The organism is Saccharopolyspora gloriosae (assembly GCF_022828475.1).
Classification (GTDB): Bacteria; Actinomycetota; Actinomycetes; order Mycobacteriales; family Pseudonocardiaceae; genus Saccharopolyspora_C; species Saccharopolyspora_C gloriosae_A.
The window spans coordinates 4,847,025-4,869,977 of record NZ_CP059557.1; the positions used below are offsets into that span (position 1 = coordinate 4,847,025).

Here is a 22,953-nt window from a genome sequence, read left to right on the forward strand (position 1 = left end):
GGCGGGCCGTACGGCGGTGGATCATGCCTCCAGCAAGGCGCCCAGCTCGTCGCGCACGCGGCGCCCCGCCGAACGCAGGTCTCCCACCGACGGGCCGTGGCGGAGGACGTCGCGGGCCGTGGCAGGCAGGACCGAGGGCAGGGCCGCGCCGAACGTCGCTCGGAGGCTCTGCACCGTCGCTCCCTGAGCTCCCAGGCCGGGGGCCAGGATCGGACCGTTCAGGCGGGAGAAGTCCAGTTCGCCCGGCTTGATCGTGGCCCCGGCGACCACACCGACGTAGCCGTACGGGTCCGCCCCGGCGTTGTTCTCCGCCGCCGCGTCCACAATGGACTGTCCGACGGTGCGGCCGTCCTCGGCCCTCGATCGCTGCAACGCCGCACCCTCCGGGTTCGACGTGCGGGCCAGCACGAACACGCCGCGCCCGGTCTGCTCCGCGATGCCCAAAGCCGGTGCCAGCGACCCGAAACCGAGGTACGGCGACACCGTCAGCGCGTCCGCAGCCAGCGGCGAATGCTCGTCGAGGTAGGCGTTCGCGTACGCCGTCATCGTCGATCCGATGTCGCCGCGCTTCACGTCCAGCAGCACCAGCGCCCCGGCCTCGCGGGACGCGGCGACGACCTTCTCCAGCACCGCCACGCCCGCCGAGCCGTACACCTCGAAGAACGCCGACTGCGGCTTGAGCACCGCGACCTCACCGGCCAGCGCCTCCACCGCCGTCATCGCGAACCGCTCCAACGCGGCGGGGCTCTCCTCCAAGCCCCACGCGTTGAGCAGCGCCGGATGCGGGTCGATGCCCACGCACAGCGCACCGCGCGCGGCGATCGAATCGGCCAGTCGCCGCCCGAAACCGGCCCGGACCGTCACCGTCACTCACCGCCCTTGCGCAGCGCGGCCTGCAACGCCTGCAGCGGCCGCACGCCGATGCTGCCGCGGATCGCCGCCTCGATGCCCTGCACCGCGGCCGCGGCGCCCTGCACCGTGGTGATGCACGGGATGTCGCGGGACACGGCGGCCGTGCGGATCTCGTAGCCGTCGACGCGCGGGCCGGGGTTGCCGTACGGGGTGTTCACGACCATGTCGATCTCACCGGCGCGGATCAGGTCGATGACGTCGCGGTCCTCGCCCTTCTCGTTGTGCTTGCGGACCTCCTTCGCCGGAATCCCGTTGCGCCGCAGCACATCCGTGGTTCCGGCGGTCGCGAGGATCTCGAATCCGAGGTCGGCGAGGCGCTTCACCGGGAACACCATGGAGCGCTTGTCCTTGTTCGCCACCGACACGAACACGGTGCCCGAAGTCGGCAGCGAACCGTAGGAGGCGGTCTGGGACTTCGCGAACGCCTGCCCGAAGGAGACGTCGATGCCCATCACCTCACCGGTCGACTTCATCTCCGGCCCCAGCAACGAGTCCACGCCGTGGCCCTCCGGAGTGCGGAAGCGGTGGAACGGCAGGACCGCCTCCTTCACCGCGACCGGGGCGTCCATCGGCAGGTCCGCGCCGTCGCCCGTCGCGGGCAGCAGGCCCTCGCCGCGCAGGTCGGCGATGCTCGCGCCCAGCATGATGCGGGACGCGGCCTTGGCCAGCGGAGCCGCCGTCGCCTTCGACACGAACGGCACCGTGCGCGACGCCCGCGGGTTCGCCTCCAGCACGTAGAGCACGTCGTCCTTCAACGCGTACTGCACGTTGAGCAGACCGAGAACGCCGATGCCGTGCGCGATGGCCTTCGTGGACTCGCGCACCTTCTCGATGTCCTGGCGCCCCAACGTGATCGGCGGCAACGCGCACGCCGAGTCGCCGGAGTGGATGCCGGCCTCCTCGATGTGCTCCATCACGCCGCCCAAGTACACGTCGGTGCCGTCGCACAGGGCGTCCACGTCGATCTCGATGGCGTCGTCGAGGAAGTTGTCCACCAGCACCGGGTGCTCGGGAGTGACCTCGGTCGCGCGGGCGATGTAGCTCTCCAGCGACGCCTCGTCGTAGACAATTTCCATGCCGCGGCCGCCGAGCACGTACGACGGGCGCACCAGCACCGGATAGCCGATCTCGTCGGCGATGCGCCTCGCCGCGTCGAACGACGTCGCCATGCCGTACTTCGGCGCGGGCAGACCCGCCTTGCGCAGCACGTCGCCGAACGCGCCGCGCTCCTCGGCTAGGTGGATCGCCTCCGGCGGGGTGCCCACGATCGGCACCCCGGCGTCGGCCAAGCGCTGCGCCAAGCCCAGCGGCGTCTGGCCGCCGAGCTGCACGATCACGCCCGCGACCTCACCGGAAGCGCGCTCCGCTTCGACGACCTCCAGCACGTCCTCGAACGTCAGCGGCTCGAAGTACAGCCGGTCCGCCGTGTCGTAGTCCGTGGACACCGTCTCCGGGTTGCAGTTGACCATCACGGTCTCGAACCCGGCGTCGCGCAGCGACGTGGCGGCGTGTACGCAGGAGTAGTCGAACTCGATGCCCTGGCCGATGCGGTTCGGCCCCGAACCCAGGATGAGCACCTTGGGGCGGTCGCGCTGCTCGGTGACCTCCGACTCCGCGCCGGGATCCAGCTCGTAAGCCGAGTAGTGGTACGGCGTGCGGGCCGCGAACTCGGCCGCGCAGGTGTCCACCGTCTTGTACACCGGCCGCACGCCCAGGCGGTGCCGCAACGAACGCACACCGTCCTCATCGGACAGTTCCGGGCGCAGCGCGGCGATCTGGCGGTCCGACAAGCCGGAGCGCTTCGCCAGCCGCAGCAGATCCGCGTCCAGCACCGGCGCCGCCGAGAGCTCCGCACGCAGCTCCACCAGCGCGGCGATCTGGTCCACGAACCACGGGTCGATGCCCGAGGCCTCGTGCACCTGCGCCACGCTCGCGCCCAGCCGCAGCGCGCGCTCCACGCCGTAGAGCCTGCCGTCGTGCGCGGTGCGCAGTTCGTCCAGAGTGGACTCCAGCGTGGCGCCCGCCGGGTCGTCCTTCGTCCAGAAGCCGATCCGGGAAGTCTCCATCGAGCGCAGCGCCTTGCCCAGCGCCTCCTGGAAACTGCGGCCCAGCGACATCGCCTCGCCGACGCTCTTCATCGTCGTCGTCAGTGCCGGGTCCGCACCGGGGAACTTCTCGAAGGCGAACCGCGGCACCTTCACCACCACGTAGTCCAGCGTCGGCTCGAAGCTCGCCGGGGTCTCGCCGGTGATGTCGTTGCGGATCTCGTCGAGCGTGTAGCCGATGGCCAGCTTCGCCGCGATCTTGGCGATCGGGAAACCCGTCGCCTTCGAGGCCAGCGCCGAGGACCGGGACACCCGCGGGTTCATCTCGATCACGACCATGCGCCCGGTCTCCGGGTGGATCGCGAACTGGATGTTGCAGCCGCCGGTCTCCACGCCCACCTCGCGCAGCACGTCGATGCCGACGTTGCGCATGTGCTGGTACTCGCGGTCGGTCAGCGTCATGGCCGGGGCCACCGTCACCGAATCACCGGTGTGCACGCCCATCGGGTCGATGTTCTCGATGGAGCAGATCACGACCACGTTGTCCGCGTGGTCGCGCATCAATTCGAGCTCGTACTCCTTCCAGCCGAGCACGCTCTCCTCGATGAGCACCTCGTGCACCGGGGACTCCGTCAGGCCCAGCGTGGCCATCCGCTCCAAGTCCTCGGTGGTGTGCGCCATGCCGGAACCCAGGCCGCCCATGGTGAAGCTGGGGCGGATGACCACCGGCAGGCTGTGCTCGGCGACGAAGTCGCGCACCTCGTCCATCGACTTGCACACGGCGCTCTCCGGCGCGTCGCCGCCGATGGAACGCACGATGTCCTTGAACCGCTGCCGGTCCTCACCGCGCTCGATGGCTTCGATGTCGGCGCCGATGAGCTCCACGCCGTACTTCTTGAGCACGCCGCGCTCGTCGAGTGCCATCGCCGTGTTCAGCGCGGTCTGCCCGCCGAGCGTGGCCAGCAGGGCGTCGGGGCGCTCGGCCTCGATGACCTTCTCCACGAACTCCGGGGTGATCGGCTCGACGTAGGTGGCGTCGGCGAACTCCGGGTCCGTCATGATCGTCGCCGGGTTGGAGTTGACGAGGCTGACCCGCAGCCCCTCCTCCCGCAACACCCGGCACGCCTGCGTACCGGAGTAGTCGAACTCGCAGGCCTGCCCGATGACGATCGGCCCGGAACCGATCACCATGACGTGCTTGATATCAGTGCGCTTGGACATCAGCGGGCCTCGCTCATCATGCTGGTGAACTCGTCGAACAAGGGCGCGGCGTCGTGCGGACCGGCCGCGGCCTCCGGGTGGTACTGGACGCTGAACGCGGGGCCGTCGAGCAGGCGCAGGCCTTCGACGGTGCCGTCGTTCGGGCAGTAGTGGCTGATCTTCGCGGCGCCGAAGTCGGTGTCGAACCGCTCCCCCGCCTCGCCCGCCACGGCGAAACCGTGGTTCTGGGCGGTGATCGCGACCTTGCCGGTGTCCACGTCGATCACCGGGATGTTGATGCCCCGGTGCCCGTAGCGCATCTTGTAGGTCCCGCGGCCGAGCGCGCGGCCCAGCAACTGGTTGCCGAAGCAGATCCCGAACAGCGGGAGCTTGCGGCCCAGGATCTCGCGGGTGAGCTCCACGGCGTGGTCGGCGGTCGCCGGGTCGCCGGGACCGTTGGACAGGAACACCCCGTCCGGCTTGACCGCCAGCAGGTCGTCCACAGTGGACGAAAGCGGGAGCACGTGCACCTCGATGCCGCGCTGAGCCATCATCCGCGGCGTGTTCGACTTGATGCCCAGGTCCAGGGCCGCCACGGTGAACTTCTTCTCGCCCTGCGCCTCGACGACGTAGGTCTTGTCCGTGGTCACGTCACCGGCCAGGTCGGCGCCCGCCATCTGCTCCGAGGCCGCGACCTGAGCCACCAGCTCCTCGTCCGAACCCACCGCGGAACCCGAGAAGATCCCGGCGCGCATCGCGCCGCGCTCCCGCAGGTGCCGCGTCACGGTCCGGGTGTCCAGGCCCGCGATGCTCACGACGCCCTGCCGCTTGAGCTCCTCGTCCAGCGAACGGCGCGAGCGCCAGTTCGACGGGACCCGCGCGGGATCGCGCACGGCGTAGCCCGAGACCCAGATGCGCTGCGACTCGTCGTCCTCGTCGTTCCAGCCGGTGTTGCCGATCTGCGGAGCGGTCTGCACCACGATCTGGCGGTGGTACGACGGGTCGGTCAACGTCTCCTGGTAGCCGGTCATGCCGGTGGAGAACACCGCCTCGCCGAACGTGCGGCCCTCCTGGCCGTAGGCGGCGCCGCGGAAGATCCGGCCGTCCTCGAGCACCAATGCCGCCGGGGTGTGCGCGGTCATGCCTGTCCCTCCATGTCGTCACGTCCTGCGGCAGGCGCCAATGCCCGCACCGCACCCGCCCACTCGTCCTGAGCGGACTTGTCATCCGCGCGGAAACCCGTGTCGATGTCCTGGTCCCCCAGCCGCCAGGTCACCACGAGCATTCCCGCGCCGGGAACGACCTTGTTCGCCAGCTTGTGATCCACCCGGGCGTCCACCACGGACTCCGCCGGGATCCACAGCGGACTCGCGCCGGTCCGCTCCAGCAGCAGGCCCTCGGCACGCAGCCGCGCCACCGCGTTCGCGCGGTGCCCGATGTCGCCGACCGCGATCCGGTCCTGCCAATCCTCGGCCCGCGTGCTGCCCACGTAGAACCCGCTCGCGTCGGCCAGCAGCTCGGGCCGCTCGGCCACGCCCTCAGGCGCCACCGGGAACTCGGCGAGCTCCGCGGTCTGGCGCCGCTTGCGGTTCAGCCAGCCGCGCCGCATCCCGAAGTACACCAGTGCCAGCAGCAACAGCAGCGCCAGCACCCACAACGTCCGTTCCATCAGCGCCGCACCTCACCCTCGTGCGCGGTGATCCGGCCGCGCAACACCGTCGCCAGCACCCGGCCCGGCAACTCCATGCCCTCGAACGGGGTGTTCGCCGAGATGCTCGCCAGTTCCGCACCCCGCACCGTCCAGCGGTCGCCGGGGGCCACCACGGCCAGGTTCGCCGGCTCGCCCACCGCGATCGGGCGGCCCTGGTCGGCCAGCCCCGCGATCTCGGCGGGCCGCTCGCTGAGCACCCGCGCCACACCGCGCCAATCCAGCAGGCCCGGCTCGACCATCGTGCGCGCCACCACGCCCAGCGCCGTCTGGAGACCGAGCATTCCCGGCTTCGCCGCCGACCACTCGCAATCCTTGTCCTGCGAAGCGTGCGGGGCGTGGTCGGTGGCCACGCAGTCGACCGTCCCGTCGGCCAGCGCCGCCCGCAGCGCCCGCACGTCCTCATCGGTGCGCAGCGGCGGGTTCACCTTGTTCACCGGGTCGTAGGTCGACAGCAGCTCGTCGGTCAGCAGCAAGTGGTGCGGCGTGACCTCCGCCGACACCGTGCCACCCGAAGCTCCGCGCGACTTCCACCAACGCAGGATCTCCGCGGTGCCCGCCGTCGAAACGTGGCAGACGTGCAGCGTGCCGCCGGTGTGCCCGGCCAGCAGGCAGTCCCGCGCCACGATCGACTCCTCCGCCGGAGCGGGCCAGCCCGCCAAGCCCAGCCGGGCCGCGTTCGCGCCCTCGTGGGCCTGCGCGCCGACCGTGAGCCGCGGCTCCTCCGCGTGCTGGGCCACCACCACGCCCAGCGCCTTCGCGTACTCCAGCGCGCGACGCATCACCAGCGGATCGTGCACGCACTTGCCGTCGTCGGAGAACACCCGCACCCCGGCCGCCGAGCGCGCCATCGTGCCCAGCTCCGCGAGCTGCTCACCGCCCAACCCGACGGTCACCGCGCCCACCGGGTGCACGTCGACCAGGCCGATCTCCAAGCCCCGGCGCCACACGTGCTCCACGATCACCGCGTTGTCCGCGACCGGATCGGTGTTGGCCATCGCGAACACCGCCGTGTAGCCGCCCAGCGCGGCCGCCACCGAACCGGTCTCCACCGTCTCGGTGTCCTCGCGGCCCGGCTCCCGCAGATGCGTGTGCAGGTCCACGAAACCCGGCAGCAGCACGCCGCCTCCGGCGTGCACGACCTCGTCGGCGTCGGCGGTCAGGTCCGCGCCGATCTCCGCGATCAGCTCGCCGTCGACCAGCACGTCCACCGGCGCACCATCGCCGTAAGGACGGACTTCCTTGATCAGCACCCGGCTCATGCCGCGATCTCCTCTCCGGCCAGCAGGTGGTAGAGCACCGCCATGCGCACGTGGACCCCGTTGCGGACCTGCTCGGTGATCGCGGCGCGCGGCGAATCCGCCACCGCCGGAGCGATCTCCATGCCGCGCAGCATCGGGCCGGGGTGCAGCACCACGGCGTGCTCCGGCAGCTTCGCGAGCCGCTTCTCGTTGAGGCCGTAGGCGATCGAGTACTCGCGGGCCGACGGGAAGAATCCGCCGTGCATCCGCTCCGCCTGCACCCGCAGCAACATCACCGCGTCCAGGCCGGGCAGCACCGGATCCAGCTCGTGCACGACCTCCGCGCCCCAGTGCTCGATGCCGTGCGGCACCAGCGTCGGCGGCGCCACCAGCACCACGTCGACGCCGAGGGTGCGCAGCAGGTGCACGTTGGAGCGGGCCACCCGGCTGTGCAGCAGGTCGCCGACGACCGCGATGCGGCGGCCCGCGAGCTCGCCGAGCCGCTCCCGCAGCGTCGCCGCGTCCAGCAGGGCCTGCGTCGGGTGCTCGTGCATCCCGTCGCCCGCGTTCACGACCTGGGTGCCCGCCTCGTCCAGCCAACCGGCCAGCCGATGCGCCGCGCCCGAAGCCGGGTGCCGCACGATCACGCAGTCCGCGCCGGCGGCCGCCAAGGTCAGCGCGGTGTCCCGCAGCGACTCGCCCTTGCCGACCGAGGACGCCGAAGCCGACACGTTGATCACGTCGGCGCTCATCCACTTGCCCGCGACCTCGAACGACACCCTGGTACGGGTGGAGTTCTCGTAGAACATCGTCATCACGGTGCGCCCGCGCAACGTCGGCAACTTGCGCACCTCACGCCCCAGCAGGGTCTGCTTGAGCGTGTCCGCGGTGTCCAGCACCGTCGTCGCGGTCGCCGCGTCCAGTCCTTCGGTGGAGAGCAGATGCCGCATCACCGCACCTCCTCACTGCGCCGGATGACCACCGAATCGGCCTCGTCGACCTCGGCGAACCGGACCGCGACCTCTTCGCTGCGGGAAGTCGGCACGTTCTTGCCGACGTAATCCGCGCGGATCGGCAGCTCCCGATGCCCCCGGTCCACCAGGACCGCGAGCTGCACCGCACTGGGCCTGCCCTGGTCCCGCAAGGAGTCCAAGGCGGCGCGCACCGTGCGGCCGGAGAACAGCACGTCGTCCACGAGGACGACCAGCGCATCGTCGATCCCGGACGGCGGGAGACTACTGGGCTCCAACGGCCGATTGGGCCGTTTTCGCAGGTCATCGCGATACAGCGTGATATCGAGAGTGCCCGTGGGCACTTCCACGCCACTGAACTCGGCGATCCGGGTCGCCAGCCGCCGCGCCAGCGGCACGCCTCGCGTCGGAACGCCCAGCAGCACCACACGCGGGCCGCTCGCCCGGTCGTGGGCTTCCCCGTCGTGGGGCGACGAGGTGTCCAATGCCGTCTTCTCGATGATCTGATGAGCGATGCGGGCGATCGTGCGCGCAACGTCACCGGCCGAAAGCAGCTCCCGCTGCCCGGCCGGGTCCGTCGCGCCCGCCTGCCGGCGTGACGCCACGGGTGAGCCTCCTTCCCCGCCTCACTGGACGGGTCCTTAAAGGATGGTTGATTCCCCAGTGGACTGGATGCGCGTGCACCCGCCCTCCGGTGCGAACATCGGCAGGCCACCAGGTGACCACCGACTTCGGCTTGTACGCTATCAGCGTCCTGAGGTCAATCGTCCGGGTGGTGTGGGAGTACTCGCCCTGCCGCCACACGAAGACCAACTTGACCTAGTGACACTTGCGAGCGAACATTACTCTCCGTATCAATCTGAGCTTTCCTCCCCGGCATCCGATTTAGGCTGACGGGGCGAATGAAACGGAGAAACGCCACATGGGCGACTACGCCAAGGCGCTGGGCGGCAAGCTCCGCGCTATCCGCCAGCAGCAGGGTCTCTCGCTGCACGGCGTCGAGCAGAAGTCAGGCGGGCGGTGGAAGGCCGTGGTCGTCGGGTCCTATGAACGTGGCGACCGAGCGGTCACCGTCCAGAAACTCGCCGAACTGGCCGACTTCTACGGTGTTCCGGTCGCGGAGCTACTCCCGGAGGGACGGGTGCCCTCCGGCGCCGAACCGGCCACCAAGGTCGTGATCAACCTGGAACGGTTGCAGCAGTTGCCTGCCGAGAAGGTCGGGCCTCTCGCCCGGTACGCGGCGACCATCCAGAGCCAGCGCGGTGACTACAACGGCAAGGTGCTGTCCATCCGGACCGAGGACCTGCGATCCCTGGCCATCATCTATGACATGACCCCCGGCGAGCTGACCGAACAGCTCATCGACTGGGGCGTCCTGCCTCCCGAGGCACGACCTGCTCGGGAGGAGTGAACCGTAGTCGGTTTGCTCGGGTGTCCGGGTAGCGGAACCTCAGTGAGCCTCTCGCTGCGGGATCTTTTTCCCTAGTGGCTCCGCCACGAGGGAAAAAGCCGTCCTCGCGAGAGGCTCACTGAGAACCCGCCGGTGGTCGGCTTTTGGACGTGGGCTATGTGCTTCGCACATCCAGGCACGGCCTTCGGCCGCAAGGCACGGCTATCGCCGCAAGGTAAGCGGGGCTTCGCCCGCCCTTTGCGGGCTTCGCCACTGAGAAGACACCGATCGAAAGCCTCGCTCGCTGGGAGCGGCAGCATCACCGGCGGCTGAGAAACCGATTACCGGAACGGTGCGGAGGAGTCACGGGAGGACACCGGACTCGGCGAACCCCGTGACTGCGGCCGGTCAGCTCTGCGCGTCGGACTCCGCGCGTTCCTTCGCCGCCGCTTCGGCGGCCTCCAAGTTGCGGATCGATGTGCGCAAACGCTCGCTGATGCCGGCGATGCGGCCCAGGACTCCGTTGACGAACCGCGGCGAGTCGTCCGTGGACAACGCCTTCACCAGCTCCACGGCCTCATCGATGGCGACCGCGGGCGGCACGTCCTCGCTCCACAGCAGTTCGTAGAGGCCCAGTCGCAGCACGGCCCGGTCCACAGTGGGCATCCGGGCGAGCGTCCAGCCCTCGGCGTGCTCGACGAGCACGTCGTCGATGCGCTGCCGGTTGCCCGCGACGCCCTCGACCAGGGTCACCGTGTAATCCCCGACCGGCGCGGCCTCGGGCGCGGCGAGCCGCTCGGACAGCAACGTCACCGCATCGAGACCGCGCAGGTCGGCCTCGTACAGCACGTCCACCGCCCGCTTGCGGGCCTTGCTCCGTGAGCCCAACTCACATCTCTCTTTCCACAGTTCCCCGCCCGGCGTGAACCGCGGCCCGGCCGGACGAACCGGCAGGGCCGCGGGTGCGGCGGGAACGAATCACTTGGTGTTGACGCGACCCAGGTAGCGCCCGTCACGCGGGTCGACCTTGACCTTGTCGCCGGTGTTCAGGAACAGCGGCACCTGGATCTCCGCGCCGGTCTCCAGGCTCGCGGGCTTGGTGCCGCCGGTCGAGCGGTCGCCCTGCACGCCGGGATCGGTGTGCTGCACGTGCAGCTCCACCGAGGCGGGCAGCTCCACGTAGAGCGGCTCACCCTCGTGACGCGCGATGACCACGTTGCTGTTCTCCAGCATGTAGTCCGCGGCGTCACCGACCACGCCGCGCGAAACCTGGACCTGGTCGTAGGTGTCCTGATCCATGAACACGAAGTCGGTGCCGTCGTCGTACAGGTACGTCATCTCGCGACGGTCCACGTTCGCGGTCTCGACCTTCACGCCTGCGTTGAAGGTCCTGTCCACGGTCTTGCCGGAGAGCACGTTCTTCAGCGTGGTGCGCACGAAGGCGCCGCCCTTGCCCGGCTTGACGTGCTGGAAGTTCACAACTGACCAGAGCTGGCCGTCGATCTTGAGCACGAGTCCGTTCTTGAGGTCGTTCGTGGATGCCACGTGTCCGGTCTCTCCATGTGATGCGGGCTGCGGTTGACTCGCTGAGGCGATTGCGGCGCCGCCGCTCAGCTGTCGGCCGCACGCGCACCGCGCTCAGACGGCGACGAGCTCCTTGGTCGTCAAGGTGAGGAGTTCCGGCGTGCTCTCGCGCACGGCCAGGGTGTCCTCGATGCGGACCCCGCCACGCTCCGGCAAGTACACGCCGGGTTCGACGGTGACCACCATCCCCTCTTCGATCCTACCGTCCCCCCGCTGCGACAACGCCGGTGCCTCATGGATCTCGAGCCCCACCCCGTGACCGAGGCTGTGCGGGTAGTGCTCGCCGTGCCCCGCGTCGGCGATCACCTTGCGGGCCGCGCCGTCCACGTCGCGCACGTCGGCGCCCACTCGCACCGCGTCCCGCCCGGTGGCCTGCGCCGCGTGCACCAGCTGGTAGATCTCGCGCTGCCAGTCGGCCGGGGCACCCAGCACGACGGTGCGGGTCATGTCCGAGTGGTAGCCGCCGATGAGGGCGCCGAAGTCCATCTTCACGAAGTCGCCGACGGCCAGCGGAGCCGACGTGGGCCGGTGGTGCGGGATCGCGGAGTGCGCTCCCGCGGCGACGATCGTGTCGAACGCCGGGCCTGCGGCCCCGTGCTCCAGCATCCGCGCCTCCAGCTCGCGGGCCACCTCCAGCTCGGTGCGGCCGGCGCGCAGCCCGCCGTGCTCGATGAGGTCGGCCAGCGCGCGGTCGGCGGCGGCGCAGGCCATCCGGATCGCGTCCACCTCCGCTGCGTCCTTCACCAGCCGGAGGCGCTCGACCAAGCCGGGAGCGCGGGTGAGCTCGATGCCCGGCGCGGCCGACGCCAGCGAATCGTGGCCGTCGACCGTCACGTGCCGGCTCTCGAACCCGGTGCGCCGGTAGCGATCCGGTGTCTTGGCGGTGTGTTCGGCGAGGACGATCTCGCTGGGCCGCTCGATGATCCGCTCCAGGTCCGGGACCTGCTCGGCCGCCTGGGTCAGGTAGCGGCCGTCGGTGCTGAACACGGTGGCCCGTTCGGAACCCGGCTCGTCGGCGGTGTGCACCACGAGCGCCGCCTGCGAGCCGGTGAACCCGGTGAGGTAGCGGATGTTGAGCAGGTCGGTCACCAGGATGGCGTCGAGGTCGGCTTCGTGGAGCAGTTCACGCAGGGCATGGCGGCGGCGGGAGTGGGTCTCGGGCATGCGCACCACCCTAACGACGGAGGCCGCGCGGTCGCCTTCATAGCGGGAAGGCGCCAACTCCGCCCGCCGTCCACCGTCCGTCCCGCCCGCACCGCCGCGACCGAGCGACGAGGTGATCTCGCCGCACGCCACCGAAGCCGGACCGATTCTGAGTGAACGGACCGTTCGCCCAACAGGATTGGACGAACGGTCCGTTCACCCGCCCCCACCCCGATGCACCGGCCGAGCACCTCCAGCGGGATGGAGTGAACGGACCGTTGGTCCAACGAGATTGGTCGAACGGTCCGTTCACTCGGAACCAGTGCGCGCCACGCAGCCGGACCAACACCGAGACACGGGATTCGGACTGAGTGAACGGCCCGTTCGACCAACCGGATTGGACGAACGGGCCGTTCACTTCAGGCGCTGGGGTGAGCGTCAGCGGAGGTCGCCGGTGTGGGGGCGGGAGTTCCACGTTCGCTGGTCGGTGTCGGACACCGGCGAACCGTTGGCTTCGGCCGTGTCCGGGCCGATCGTCCACATCCGGCCGTGGTCGTCGGCGATGGCGAGTTCGCCCGCCGGGGAGCGCAGCACCGGTGCCCCGGCGCGGATGGTGCCTTCGGCGGGCACGGCCTCCAGCGCCGGAATCCGTTCGTCGAGCACCCGGCGCACCATCGTCTCCGCGACCGAGCGGCGTTCCACGCTCACTTTCCGGCCGCCGCGCACCACGTCCACGGTCCGCTGCGGGGACGGGACGCCGAACGCCTCCAGCACCCCGCGCGCCCGGTCCGGATCCGCGCAGCCGTGCACTTCCGGCACGTCCAGGCCGAACGAGTGCAACGAGGTGGGCGCCGGGTTCGACTCGGTCGCCCGCAGCAAGTCCACCGGAACCGTGCCGCACGGGTCCGAAGTGGACGTCGGGGTGTGGCCATCATCGGTGCGGACCAGGCCGGGGCCTTCTCGCCACGGTCCCGGCAGCAGCAACGGCGCGTACGGGTGGCCGGTGAAATCGCGGTCCCAGAAGGTGATCGTCGTTCCCCGCTCCGTCTGGTGCGCGATCGCGAACGCCCGCAGCGCGTCGCTCCACATCCAGTCCGCGCTGAACGCGTCCACCACCGATCGGCGCCGCGGCACGTTCGTGGTGCCCGTGGGTTCGAAACCGGAATCCGTCAGCGCCTGCACCCGGTCGGAGAACTCCGCGTCCCTTGCTCGCAGCACGAACTGCCCCGCGCCGTTCCAGCCCGCGCCGGAGGCGGTGGTGTCGGTCAACATCAGGTAGAACCAGCCGTCCAGGAACAACGCCGACGGCTGGCCCGCCCCGTAGTCGTTGTCGCGGCGCACCTCGCCGGACGCGCGCACGATCGGATCGCCGCCCGCCTCCCGCCGCCAGGCCCTGCCGTCGTCGCTGCTCGCGACGCCGATCGCGTTGCCGTGGGCGTGCTCCCCTGCCGCGCCCGTGTAGTACAGGTGGAACCGGCCGCCGGTCCGCAGCACCGAGGGGTCGCAGGTGTGCTTGCCGTCGAACGCACCGGGCTCACCCGTGAACACCGGCACCGCCGGAGCTCCGGAGAAGTCGAACTCGCCTTGCAGGTCACCGGATTCGGCGAAGAGCACGTCGTCGCCCGCGGGGGCGACCGACGGGAGCTGGCTGCACCACCAGGCCCGGTACCGCATGCCTTCGCCGTCGGGTTCGGCCAGCACCGTCGGCCCGTAGTTGTAGGGCGCAGGGTTCCCGCCGGAGGCCACCACCGACTCGCTCGACCGCTCGTTCGCGGTGCGCAGGGTCGTCGTCTGCAAGCTGCGCTCGGCGGGCTGCTCGACCCGCAGCGGAGGTGTCCCGGGCGCGCAGGCGGCGCTCAGCACGAAGACCACGCCGAGCGGAGCCATCCTGCGTCCCCACCGGGACAGGCGGAACCGGTCGACCATGTGCGGAAAGAGCCTTCCCCCGTACGATCTCCCGCCACCCCGCGGGAATCCCGGCCACCGCCGGGCAAGACCAAGTCTAGACGTGCGTTTTTGATCTTCACCCGGTCAGCGGCGAAACCGCTGAGCGCGATCGCCCAAGACACCGGCACCGCCGCGGGATCTCAGCTGTTTCCCTCGCGAGGACAGGGATTTCCGTCGTCGCGGAGCCACGGTGAAATCGGCCCCGCAGCGAGCAAGCAGCACCCGGACACCAAAGCACCAAGACCGGCTCACGCCCGCGCGGAATATTCCTCCGCGATCCACCGCAGGGCGAGGGTGTAGCCGCGGACGCCCAGACCGACCAGCACCCCGGTAGCGATCTCCGACAGGTAGCTGTGGGAGCGGAAGTCCTCCCGCTTGTGCACGTTGGAGAGGTGGACCTCCAGCAGCGGCCCCGTCAGCTGCGAGCACGCGTCTCGGACCGCGATCGAATAGTGCGTCCACGCGGCGGCGTTGAGCACCACCGGAACGCCCGCGTCGGCCGCCTCGTGCAGCCAGCCCAGCATCTCGCCCTCGTGGTCGGTCTGCCGGACCTCCACCTCCAGGCCCAGTTCCGCGCCGGTGCGCTCGCACAGCGCGACCAGGTCCGCGTAGGTCGTGGAGCCGTAGATCGACGGTTCCCGCGTGCCGAGCCTGCCCAGGTTCGGGCCGTTGAGCACCAGTGCCCTCACAGGAAGACCTCCGAACCGGCCTGCTTGCGTTCGCCGCCGGTCAGCGCCGAGTACGCCGCCGCCACCAGCGACGGGTCCGGGCCTTCCAGCCTGCCGGGCTTCGCGATGCCGTCGAGCACCACGAACCGCAGCACCCCGGAGCGGGACTTCTTGTCCAGCTTCATCGACTCCAGCAGCTGCCCCAGCGCATCCGGGTCGTAGGAGGTCGGCAGGCCCAGCAGGTCCAGCACTCGCTTGTGCCGATCCGCGGTCTCGTCGTCGAGGCGTCCCGCCAGCCGGGCCAGTTCGGCGGCGAACACCAGGCCGACGCTGACCGCCGCTCCGTGGCGCCACCGGTAGCGTTCACGGCGCTCGATGGCGTGCGCCAAGGTATGGCCGTAGTTGAGGATCTCCCGCCGATCCGATTCGTACAGGTCCGCGGCGACCACCTCGGCCTTCACCTGGATGGAGCGCCGCACCAGTTCGCCGAGCACCTCGCCCGTCGGGTCCAGCGCCGCTTCCGGGTCCTGCTCGATCAGTTCGAGGATGCGCGGGTCGGCGATGAAGCCGGTCTTGACGATCTCCGCGCTGCCCGCGATGAGTTCGTTGCGCGGCAGGCTCTCCAGCGTCGCCAGGTCCACCATGACCGCGGCCGGTTCGTGGAACATGCCGACGAGGTTCTTGCCCGCCTCGGTGTTGATGCCGGTCTTGCCGCCGACGGCGGCGTCCACCATGCCCAGCAGGGTGGTCGGCACGTGCACCACGCGGACACCGCGCATCCAGGTCGCCGCGATGAACCCGGCCACATCGGTCACGGCGCCGCCGCCGAAGGAGACGACGACACCGGAGCGGTCCATGCCGATCTTGCCGAGGACCTCCCAGCAGAAACCGGCCACGGCGAGGCTCTTGCCCTCTTCCGCGTCGGGGATCTCGACTCGGTGGGCGTCGACGCCTGCCTCGGCCAGTTCCTCGCGCACCGTCTCCACGGTCGCGGTGATGCTCGGCTGGTGCAGCAGTGCCACCACCGAGGTTCCGGTCAGCAACTCGACGAGGTCACCGAGCAGTCCGTGGCCCACCACCACGTCGTAGGGCTGCTGGGACTCGACCCTGATCCGCACCGGCTCGGGCATCGTTCTCCACTCATTCAGTCGCGACTCGGCAACACCGGGACGGCGAGGTCCCGTGGCGTTCACTCGCGATTATTCACGCTTCGTCGACGTGGACGGCGCCGCCCGGGCGAATCTCGTCGAGTTTGCCCGCCACCAGTTCCACCAGGCGCCACGGTTCCAGGCCGTCGGTGGGTTGTTCCACGTCGGCGGCTTCCCGGTACAGCGGCAGGCGTGCGTCGAGCAGTGCCTTGAACGTCGCGCGGGGATTCACCCCGGCCAGCAGCGGGCGGGCGGTCTGCGCCAATCCGGTTCGCCGGGCTCCTTCGGCGAGGCCGACGGTCAGGAACACCACGGGGTGATCGGCGAGCAGTTCGCGGGTGCGTTCGGAGATCACCGCGCCGCCGCCGAGCGACACCACTCCGGGATGCTCGGCGAGTGCGGTGGCCACGGCCTGCTCCTCCAGCTCGCGGAACGCCGGTTCGCCGTCGACGGTGAAGATCTCCGGGATCGGTTTGCCCGCCAGGCGCACCACGTCGTCGTCGGTGTCGCGGAACTCAACTCCGAGGTGGTCGGCGAGCAATCGGCCCACCGTCGTCTTCCCGGAGCCCGGCGGTCCGACCACGACGGCACGCGGAGACATCAGCGCACCTGCCGCTTCTCGGCTCGTTCGGCCAGCGCCGCGAGGTAGCCCTCGACGTTGCGGCGGGTCTCCGGCAGCGAGTCGCCGCCGAACTTCTCCAGCACGGCCTCGGCCAGCACCAGCGCGACCATCGTCTCGGCGACCACAGCGGCCCTGGCACGGCGGTGATGTCGGAACGCTGGTGCATCGCCTGCGCCGGCTCACCGGTCTCGGTGTCCACGGTCGCCAGTGCGCGGGGCAGGCTGGAGATCGGCTTCTTCGCGGCGCGCACGATCAGCGGCTCGCCGTTGGTGATGCCGCCTTCGAGGCCGCCCGCGCGGTTGCTGCCACGGCTGACCCACTTGGCGCCGTCGGCCGGGTAGATCTCGTCGTGCGCGGCGCTGCCCCGGCGGGCGGCGTTCGCGAAGGCCTCGCCGATCTCCACGCCCTTGATCGCTTGGATGCTCATCAGCGCGCCGGCGAGCCGGGCGTCGAGCTTGCGGTCCCAGTGCACGTGCGAGCCGATGCCCGCGGGCAGGCCGTAGGCGATGACCTCGACGACGCCGCCGAGCGTGTCGCCATCGGCCTTGGCCGCGTCGACCTCGGCCATCATCCGCTCGGTCGCGTCGTCGCCGAACGCGCGAACCGGGTTCTCGTCGATCGCGGCCAGGTCGTCCGGGCCGGGCAGCGCCTCGCCCGCCACGCTGACGGCACCGAGGCTCACCACGTGGCTGACGATCTCCACGCCCAGCAGCTGGCGCAGGAAGCGGCGCGCGACGGTGCCTGCCGCGACACGGGCCGCGGTCTCGCGCGCGCTGGCGCGTTCCAGCACCGGCCGGGATTCCTCGAAGCCGTACTTCTGCATCCCGGGCAAGTCGGCGTGACCGGGGCGGGGCCGGGTCAGCGGCTCGTTGCGGGCCAGGCCGGACAGCACGTCCTCGTCCACCGGGTCGGCGGACATCACCTGTTCCCACTTGGGCCATTCGGTGTTGCCGATGCGGACGGCGACCGGGCCGCCCTGCGTCCGGCCGTGGCGCACCCCGCCGATGATCTCCAGCTCGTCGGATTCGAAGTTCATCCGCGGGCTGCGGCCGAAGCCGAGCTTGCGGCGCTCCAGCTGGGTCGCGATGTCAGCGGTGGTCACCTCCACTCCGGCGACCATGCCTTCCAGCACCGCCACCAGGGCGGGACCGTGCGATTCTCCGGCTGTCATCCAACGCAACACACTGGAAATCCTGCCACGCAGCACCTGCGCACGGCCGCTCCGGGTGCGGATCGGTCAACCACCTCCCGGAATCGGGCCGAACGACGTGACCAGCCAGGCGGGCAGCAGCATCGCCGGACCGTGCGCCACGGCCCGCTTCCGCGTGCAGCAGGCGTGCAGCACGGTGAGCACCGCGCTCGTCAGCACGCACCCGAGCACCGCGGGGACCGAGACCGCGCCCACCGCCGCGCCGAGCGAACCGGACAGCTTCACGTCGCCCGGCCCCAGCGCCGGAGGCGAGAGCATCCGCACCAGCGCGTAGCAGCTCGCGAACAGCACCGCGCCCAGCAGCGCGGAGACCAGCGGCGCGGGCTCCCCGACGACCACGGCCGCGCACCCGACGGCGGCGAGGGTGAACGGATAGGCGGGCAACGTCAGCACATCCGGCAACCGGGACGCGACGAGGTCGCACACCGCGAGCAGCACCCCGGCCCAGCCCAGCAGCAACGGCACCGGCGCCCACCACACCGGTAACGCTCCGGTCGCTGTGCGCGCGGCGACCAGCGCCCACAGCAATCCGACGCCGGCCTCGCAGCACCACCGCGGCGGCCGCACGCCGACGAGCCGGGAGCTCAGCAGCGACCGGCCCGCTCGCCCCGCGAACGCTCCCACGACACCGGCGCAGAACACCGCGAACGCACTCATCTGATCCATGCGCACAGCGTCACGGACAGATGCGGACAGTCAGGGGCGGACATGCGTCGGCGTGTCGGCCCAGGCACGCGATGAACACGAAGGAGCGACCCGCCGGCTCCACTGGACGGGCCGCTCCTCGACTTCGCCTGCTCCCGTCAGCGGCGAAACCCGCTGTGCACGCAGCCTCGGAGAACCATTCAGCCGCCCTCGACGGTGAACAACGGTTCGCCCGCCGAAACCTGGCCGTCCTCCCGCAGGTCACCGAGGGAATCGGGCGTGAGGTCCAGCGCGACCACCGGGCACACCGAGGAGTAGCCGTGCCCCTCCACCGCGGTCGGATCCCAGGACACGATCGCCTGGCCCGCCTCGACGGTGTCGCCCTTGGAGACGTGCAAGGTGAACCCCTCGCCCTTGAGCTGCACCGTGTCGATGCCCAGGTGCACCAGGACCGCGGTGCCGCCCGCGGAGGCGACGACGAACGCGTGCGGGTGCAGCGTGGCGACGGTCCCGGCGATCGGCGCGACCGCGTCGGCAGGGCCGGACGCGGGCTTCACCGCCACTCCAGGACCGACCATGGCCTGCGAGAACACCGGGTCGGGCACGTCGGTCAGCGACGCGGCCAGGCCGGTCACGGGGCTGCGGACCTCGATGCTCACAACAGGTCCTCGATGTCTCCCGCCAACGTGTCGGCCTCGGGTCCGACGACGACCTGCACGACGGATCCCTGCCGCAGCACCCCGTGCGCGCCTGCCGACTTCAGCGCGGCCTCATCCACCTGCGAGTCGTCGCCGACCTCGCAGCGCAGGCGCGTGATGCACGGTTCGATCTCCACCACGTTGTCCTTGCCGCCCAGCGCGGCCAGGATCGCGGCGGCCTTGTTCTGAGCCACCCGTGCTCCCTTCGTACTCCGGCGGTCTTCGCCCGCCCGGTGATCGTTAGCGGTGCCGGAAGGGTCCCGCACTTGGTCGATCTTGCGTTACCGAGTGTCGAAGCGGCAACAAAAACACCCCCGCCTTGACACCCATCCGTGTGAGGCAGCATTCTTCCGCATCAACTGGTATAGACCGGACAGTACCAATGATCCGCATCACGGTGGAACGCTTCCGACCGAACGAGCGGACCGCCCCGGCCGACACCGCACCGAACGGCCGGAGAAGGCCCTGAACAGGGAGAGCGTCGTGGCCAAGCGCAGCACAGCGGACACGCTGCTCGACGGACCCACGCCGAAACACGCCCAGCTTCGGGAGATCCTCCGCGAGATCGCCACCAGGGAATTGCCGCCCGGCTCCGCGATGCCCTCCGAACGAGATCTCACGCTGTGCTACGGCGTGTCCCGGCTGACCGTGCGCGAAGCCATCGGACAGCTCGTCGCCGAAGGCCTGCTCGTGCGAGTCCGCGGCAAGGGCACCTTCACCGGCCGCCCCCGCGTCGACGTCCGGCTGCACCTGGCCTCCTTCACCGAGGACATGCGCCAACGCGGCCTGCACCCGGAGACGACGGTGCTCGGCCACGCCGAACTGCCCCCGCCACCGGACACCGCCGAGGCGCTGGGGCTCACGCCGGGCGAACCGGCGTACTGGCTGACCCGGCTGCGCAAGGCCGACGGCGCACCGCTCGCGGTGGAGCGCGGCTGGTTCCACCCGGCCGCGGCACCCGGACTGCTCGGCCACGACCTCAGCGAATCGCTGTACTCGCTGCTGCACCGGCATTACGGTGTCCGGCTCGAGCACGCGACGCAGACCGTCCTGGCCGAAACCGCGGACGCCGAGACCGCCCGCCTGCTAGAAGTCGATCCGGGCAGCCCGCTGCTGGTGTTCCGCCGGATCTCCACCGCTCGCGACGTGCCCGTCGAGGACATGCGGTCCTGGTATCGGGGCGACGCGTACCAAGTGACGATGCCACTGCGAACCGAGGCCGGAGAGTCCGGCCGTCCATCCGAGGAGGTAGCCCCATGACCGTCGGCTCAGCGAGCGGCGGCGCGAACAAGGGCTTCGCGCTGCTGCAACGGCTCGGCCGGAGCCTCATGCTGCCCATCGCGGTGCTCCCGGCCGCCGCGCTGTTGCAGCGGCTCGGCCAAGAGGACCTGCTGGGCAGTGTCGGGGGTCTGCAGACCGTCGCCGGCATCATCGGCGCCGCCGGCGGTGCCCTGTTCGACAACCTGCCGCTGTTGTTCGCCATCGGTGTCGCGATCGGCTTCGCGCGCAAGGCCGACGGAACGACCGCGCTCGCGGCCGCCGTCGGCTACCTGGTGCTGTCCGGAGTGATGTGGGAGATCACCGGGCAGGAGGAGGGGACCACCTTCAACAAGGGTCCCTACGGCGTGCTCGGCGGCATCATCGCCGGTCTCGTCGCGGCCTGGCTGTGGCAGCGCTACCACCGGATCAAACTTCCCGACTACCTCGGCTTCTTCGGCGGCCGCCGCTTCGTGCCGATCGTCACCGCGGTGGCGATGCTGGTGATCGGCACCGTGCTGGGTCTGCTGTTCCCGCTGTTCGACGCGGCGCTGACCGGGTTCAGCGACCTGGTCACGGCCAACGCGGTGCTCGGTGGCGGCCTCTACGGCGTGATCAACCGGCTGCTGCTGCCGTTCGGCCTGCACCACATCCCGAACAACGTGGTGTGGTTCCTGTTCGGCGACTACCACGGCGAAAAGGGCGACATCGCCCGGTTCTTCGAGGGCGACCCCACCGCGGGCACCTTCCAGACCGGCTTCTTCCCGATCTTCATGTTCGCGCTGCCCGCCGCCGCACTGGCGATCTGGCGCAGCGCGCCGCCCGCGCAGCGCAAGGTCGTCGGCGGCGTGATGCTCTCGGTCGGCCTCACCTCGTTCCTCACCGGCATCACCGAGCCGCTGGAATTCTCGTTCATCTTCGTGGCCTGGCCGCTGCTGCTGATCCACGCGGTGCTCACCGGCACCTCGCACGCGCTGGTGAACTTCCTGGACATCCACTCCGGGTTCGGGTTCTCCGCGGGCGCCATCGACTACGTGCTCAACTTCGGCATCTCGCAGAAATCGCTGTGGCTGATCCCGATCGGGCTGGTCTACGCGGTCATCTACTACTTCTTGTTCCGGTTCGTGATCACGAAGTGGAACCTGCGCACGCCCGGCCGGGAAGAGGACGGGGAAGGATCCGCGCTGCTCGACGAAGGCCAGGGCGGCGGTGATTCACGGGAATCGTCCAGTACCGCGAAGGCGACGATGTCCCAGGACACTCCGCCCGAATCGGGCGGGACCGAGTCGCCGGCCGAAGGCACGACGACCGAAGACGACGGCAAGGACTCCGGCAAGGCCTGACCCGCGCCGTTCGCACCGCAATTCCACGAGGAAGGGAAATCCCATGCCCGAGCGACGGGTCACCGTGGCCAGCAAGGTCGGCCTGCACGCGCGTCCCGCGGCGCTGGTCGCCAAGGCCGCCGCCGCGCAGACCGTGCAGATCACCATCCGCAAGTCCGACACCGAACCGGTGCAGGCAGGCAGCATCCTGGGCCTGATGACGCTGGGCGCCGGTCACGGCGACGAGGTCGTGCTCGCCGCCGAAGGCGACGGTGCGGACGCGGCGCTGGATCAGCTCGCGGAACTCGTCGGCTCGGACCTCGACGGCTGAAGAGGTTCGCGTGCGGTGCGGGGGCGCGTGTTCCCGCACCGCACGCCGGTCTCACGCCGTGGTCTGGTCGATCCAGTCCGTGTAGGCGGTGAGGTCGGTCCAGATCCCGGTGCCGGTACCGCAGTTCGGGTCCTTGTCGCCGTCGCGGCTGGTCGCCCCGATCAGTTCCCAGCGTCCCCGCTCGCCCTTGAGCTGCGGGCCACCGGAATCACCGTTGCAGCCCTGGGCGTTCTCGGTGGGGCTGTCGGTGCACAGTTCGGTGGCTCCGTCGAAGTCGGCGCACAGGTCGTCGGCGACGAGCTCGGTGTCCAATTCCTGCAGCCGGGTCGGCAACTCGGGGCACTGCTGCCCGTCGTCGCACGTGACGCCCCAACCGATGATCCTGGTCGGATCACCGGCCGCACCCGAGTCCGGCGCCACCGAGATCGGCTGCTGCTCGACGGGCCGGTCCAGCCGCAGCAGCGCCACGTCGTCACCGGGGGCCGCCGGCTGGTAGCCGGGGTGCACGACGATTTCGGCGACACCCGCTTCTTCCCCGCCGGTGGTCCGGTCCTCGCTGCCGATCCGCGTGGTGAGCGCCGCGGGCTCCTGGCCTGCCGCGCAGTGCGCGGCGGTCACCACCCAGTCCGGCCTGATCAGCGATCCGCCGCAGAAGTGCTGACCTTCCTGCTGCAGCGACACCATGAACGAGTACGGCTCGGTGGCGTCGTGACCGCCGACGACCATCGTGTCGAAGTCCGGCGCTGCAGCCGCCGAGACCGCCGGTGCCGCCGCGAGCGTCACCGCTCCCAGCACCCCCAGCAGCACTGCTCGTCCATCGCGGAATCGACGGGTGGAAGCCTTGGTCATCGGATGCTCCTCGCTCGCGTGCTGATCTCCTTGCGGAAGCGAGGTTAGGGAATTCACCAGCC

At 70.4% G+C, this 22,953-nt stretch carries 22 protein-coding genes and 1 pseudogene; 4 read left to right on the plus strand and 19 right to left on the minus strand.

The features are described from left to right. Positions 1 to 21: 21 nt before the first annotated feature. Genes pyrF through pyrR form a run of 7 tightly spaced genes read right to left on the minus strand, consistent with a single transcriptional unit; the run spans position 22 to position 8,682 of the window. Entirely contained in the window at positions 22 to 870 is an 849-nt protein-coding gene (gene pyrF, locus H2Q94_RS21025; protein ID WP_243788913.1) for an orotidine-5'-phosphate decarboxylase, read from the minus strand. Next, positions 867 to 4,178 (minus strand): carbamoyl-phosphate synthase large subunit, encoded by a 3,312-nt coding sequence (carB, locus tag H2Q94_RS21030; protein ID WP_243788914.1) that lies wholly within the window; start codon positions 4,176 to 4,178, stop codon positions 867 to 869. Before carB ends, pyrF begins: the two co-directional genes overlap by 4 nt. Next, positions 4,178 to 5,299: a glutamine-hydrolyzing carbamoyl-phosphate synthase small subunit gene (gene carA, locus H2Q94_RS21035; RefSeq protein WP_243788915.1), complete on the minus strand. Its 1,122-nt coding sequence runs from the start codon at positions 5,297 to 5,299 to the stop codon at positions 4,178 to 4,180. Before carA ends, carB begins: the two co-directional genes overlap by 1 nt. Beyond that, positions 5,296 to 5,826 carry a PH-like domain-containing protein gene (locus tag H2Q94_RS21040; RefSeq protein ID WP_243788916.1) on the minus strand — a complete coding sequence of 177 codons (531 nt, stop codon included), beginning with the start codon at positions 5,824 to 5,826 and terminating at the stop codon, positions 5,296 to 5,298. Before H2Q94_RS21040 ends, carA begins: the two co-directional genes overlap by 4 nt. Next, positions 5,826 to 7,127, minus strand: coding sequence for a dihydroorotase (locus tag H2Q94_RS21045; protein ID WP_243788917.1), 1,302 nt, complete (start codon positions 7,125 to 7,127; stop codon positions 5,826 to 5,828). The genes H2Q94_RS21040 and H2Q94_RS21045 overlap by 1 nt, the downstream gene beginning before the upstream one ends. Then, positions 7,124 to 8,056, minus strand: a complete 933-nt coding sequence (locus tag H2Q94_RS21050; RefSeq protein WP_243788918.1) for an aspartate carbamoyltransferase catalytic subunit — start codon at positions 8,054 to 8,056, stop codon at positions 7,124 to 7,126. Before H2Q94_RS21050 ends, H2Q94_RS21045 begins: the two co-directional genes overlap by 4 nt. Next, on the minus strand, positions 8,056 to 8,682 hold the full coding sequence (gene pyrR / locus H2Q94_RS21055; RefSeq protein ID WP_243788919.1) for a bifunctional pyr operon transcriptional regulator/uracil phosphoribosyltransferase PyrR: 627 nt from the start codon (positions 8,680 to 8,682) through the stop codon (positions 8,056 to 8,058). The genes H2Q94_RS21050 and pyrR overlap by 1 nt, the downstream gene beginning before the upstream one ends. Before the next feature lie 317 nt (positions 8,683 to 8,999). Between pyrR and bldD the strand changes: the two genes are divergently transcribed. Next, positions 9,000 to 9,488 (plus strand): transcriptional regulator BldD, encoded by a 489-nt coding sequence (gene bldD / locus H2Q94_RS21060; RefSeq protein ID WP_009943043.1) that lies wholly within the window; start codon positions 9,000 to 9,002, stop codon positions 9,486 to 9,488. A 387-nt stretch (positions 9,489 to 9,875) separates the two neighbouring features. On the opposite strand, the gene nusB is transcribed toward bldD, so the two are convergent. The 11 genes and pseudogenes from nusB to H2Q94_RS21115 form a co-directional block, all read right to left on the minus strand. Further along, entirely contained in the window at positions 9,876 to 10,355 is a 480-nt protein-coding gene (gene nusB / locus H2Q94_RS21065; RefSeq protein ID WP_243788920.1) for a transcription antitermination factor NusB, read from the minus strand. Positions 10,356 to 10,445: 90 nt separating this feature from the next. Next, on the minus strand, positions 10,446 to 11,012 hold the full coding sequence (efp, locus tag H2Q94_RS21070) for an elongation factor P (RefSeq protein ID WP_243788921.1): 567 nt from the start codon (positions 11,010 to 11,012) through the stop codon (positions 10,446 to 10,448). Positions 11,013 to 11,105: 93 nt separating this feature from the next. Then, positions 11,106 to 12,215, minus strand: coding sequence for a M24 family metallopeptidase (locus tag H2Q94_RS21075; RefSeq protein WP_243788922.1), 1,110 nt, complete (start codon positions 12,213 to 12,215; stop codon positions 11,106 to 11,108). Positions 12,216 to 12,632: 417 nt separating this feature from the next. Beyond that, on the minus strand, positions 12,633 to 14,081 hold the full coding sequence (locus tag H2Q94_RS21080) for a beta-xylosidase (protein WP_243788923.1): 1,449 nt from the start codon (positions 14,079 to 14,081) through the stop codon (positions 12,633 to 12,635). A gap of 308 nt (positions 14,082 to 14,389) precedes the next feature. Next, the gene (aroQ, locus tag H2Q94_RS21085) at positions 14,390 to 14,830 is read right to left on the minus strand and encodes a type II 3-dehydroquinate dehydratase (protein ID WP_243788924.1); all 441 of its coding nucleotides are present in this window, start codon (positions 14,828 to 14,830) and stop codon (positions 14,390 to 14,392) included. Then, positions 14,827 to 15,939 carry a 3-dehydroquinate synthase gene (gene aroB / locus H2Q94_RS21090; protein ID WP_243788925.1) on the minus strand — a complete coding sequence of 371 codons (1,113 nt, stop codon included), beginning with the start codon at positions 15,937 to 15,939 and terminating at the stop codon, positions 14,827 to 14,829. Before aroB ends, aroQ begins: the two co-directional genes overlap by 4 nt. 73 nt (positions 15,940 to 16,012) lie before the next feature. Next, positions 16,013 to 16,558, minus strand: coding sequence for a shikimate kinase (locus H2Q94_RS21095; protein ID WP_243788926.1), 546 nt, complete (start codon positions 16,556 to 16,558; stop codon positions 16,013 to 16,015). After that, positions 16,558 to 17,762 (minus strand): annotated as a pseudogene (aroC, locus tag H2Q94_RS21100) (chorismate synthase). The gene H2Q94_RS21095 and the pseudogene aroC overlap by 1 nt, the downstream one beginning before the upstream one ends. A 54-nt stretch (positions 17,763 to 17,816) precedes the next feature. Next, positions 17,817 to 18,455, minus strand: coding sequence for a prepilin peptidase (locus H2Q94_RS21105; RefSeq protein WP_243788927.1), 639 nt, complete (start codon positions 18,453 to 18,455; stop codon positions 17,817 to 17,819). 179 nt (positions 18,456 to 18,634) lie between these two features. Then, entirely contained in the window at positions 18,635 to 19,093 is a 459-nt protein-coding gene (locus H2Q94_RS21110) for a PTS sugar transporter subunit IIA (RefSeq protein WP_243788928.1), read from the minus strand. Beyond that, positions 19,090 to 19,398 carry a PTS sugar transporter subunit IIB gene (locus H2Q94_RS21115; protein ID WP_258718619.1) on the minus strand — a complete coding sequence of 103 codons (309 nt, stop codon included), beginning with the start codon at positions 19,396 to 19,398 and terminating at the stop codon, positions 19,090 to 19,092. Before H2Q94_RS21115 ends, H2Q94_RS21110 begins: the two co-directional genes overlap by 4 nt. A gap of 217 nt (positions 19,399 to 19,615) precedes the next feature. Between H2Q94_RS21115 and H2Q94_RS21120 the strand changes: the two genes are divergently transcribed. The 3 genes from H2Q94_RS21120 to H2Q94_RS21130 are packed head-to-tail and all read left to right on the plus strand — an operon-like array spanning position 19,616 to position 22,042. Further along, positions 19,616 to 20,392 (plus strand): GntR family transcriptional regulator, encoded by a 777-nt coding sequence (locus H2Q94_RS21120; protein ID WP_309501052.1) that lies wholly within the window; start codon positions 19,616 to 19,618, stop codon positions 20,390 to 20,392. Next, complete coding sequence (locus H2Q94_RS21125) at positions 20,389 to 21,732, plus strand: PTS transporter subunit EIIC (RefSeq protein WP_243788930.1); 1,344 nt, start codon at positions 20,389 to 20,391, stop codon at positions 21,730 to 21,732. The genes H2Q94_RS21120 and H2Q94_RS21125 overlap by 4 nt, the downstream gene beginning before the upstream one ends. Positions 21,733 to 21,775: 43 nt before the next feature. After that, positions 21,776 to 22,042 carry an HPr family phosphocarrier protein gene (locus H2Q94_RS21130; RefSeq protein ID WP_243788931.1) on the plus strand — a complete coding sequence of 89 codons (267 nt, stop codon included), beginning with the start codon at positions 21,776 to 21,778 and terminating at the stop codon, positions 22,040 to 22,042. Between the two features lie 51 nt (positions 22,043 to 22,093). Here H2Q94_RS21130 and H2Q94_RS21135 read toward each other — a convergent pair whose 3' ends face one another. After that, the gene (locus H2Q94_RS21135; RefSeq protein WP_243788932.1) at positions 22,094 to 22,891 is read right to left on the minus strand and encodes a S1 family peptidase; all 798 of its coding nucleotides are present in this window, start codon (positions 22,889 to 22,891) and stop codon (positions 22,094 to 22,096) included. Between the last annotated feature and the right edge of the window lie 62 nt (positions 22,892 to 22,953).

Coding starts and splice junctions, on each gene's coding strand:
- H2Q94_RS21050 (WP_243788918.1), bottom strand. CDS start 8,056: ATGCGGCATCTGCTCTCCACCGAAGGACTGGACGCGGCGACCGCGACG.
- H2Q94_RS21045 (WP_243788917.1), bottom strand. CDS start 7,127: ATGAGCCGGGTGCTGATCAAGGAAGTCCGTCCTTACGGCGATGGTGCG.
- H2Q94_RS21130 (WP_243788931.1), top strand. CDS start 21,776: ATGCCCGAGCGACGGGTCACCGTGGCCAGCAAGGTCGGCCTGCACGCG.
- H2Q94_RS21135 (WP_243788932.1), bottom strand. CDS start 22,891: ATGACCAAGGCTTCCACCCGTCGATTCCGCGATGGACGAGCAGTGCTG.
- H2Q94_RS21095 (WP_243788926.1), bottom strand. CDS start 16,558: ATGTCTCCGCGTGCCGTCGTGGTCGGACCGCCGGGCTCCGGGAAGACG.
- carA (WP_243788915.1), bottom strand. CDS start 5,299: ATGACCGCGCACACCCCGGCGGCATTGGTGCTCGAGGACGGCCGGATC.
- bldD (WP_009943043.1), top strand. CDS start 9,000: ATGGGCGACTACGCCAAGGCGCTGGGCGGCAAGCTCCGCGCTATCCGC.
- H2Q94_RS21080 (WP_243788923.1), bottom strand. CDS start 14,081: ATGGCTCCGCTCGGCGTGGTCTTCGTGCTGAGCGCCGCCTGCGCGCCC.
- carB (WP_243788914.1), bottom strand. CDS start 4,178: ATGTCCAAGCGCACTGATATCAAGCACGTCATGGTGATCGGTTCCGGG.
- H2Q94_RS21125 (WP_243788930.1), top strand. CDS start 20,389: ATGACCGTCGGCTCAGCGAGCGGCGGCGCGAACAAGGGCTTCGCGCTG.
- H2Q94_RS21075 (WP_243788922.1), bottom strand. CDS start 12,215: ATGCCCGAGACCCACTCCCGCCGCCGCCATGCCCTGCGTGAACTGCTC.
- aroB (WP_243788925.1), bottom strand. CDS start 15,939: ATGCCCGAGCCGGTGCGGATCAGGGTCGAGTCCCAGCAGCCCTACGAC.
- H2Q94_RS21105 (WP_243788927.1), bottom strand. CDS start 18,455: ATGGATCAGATGAGTGCGTTCGCGGTGTTCTGCGCCGGTGTCGTGGGA.
- H2Q94_RS21040 (WP_243788916.1), bottom strand. CDS start 5,826: ATGGAACGGACGTTGTGGGTGCTGGCGCTGCTGTTGCTGCTGGCACTG.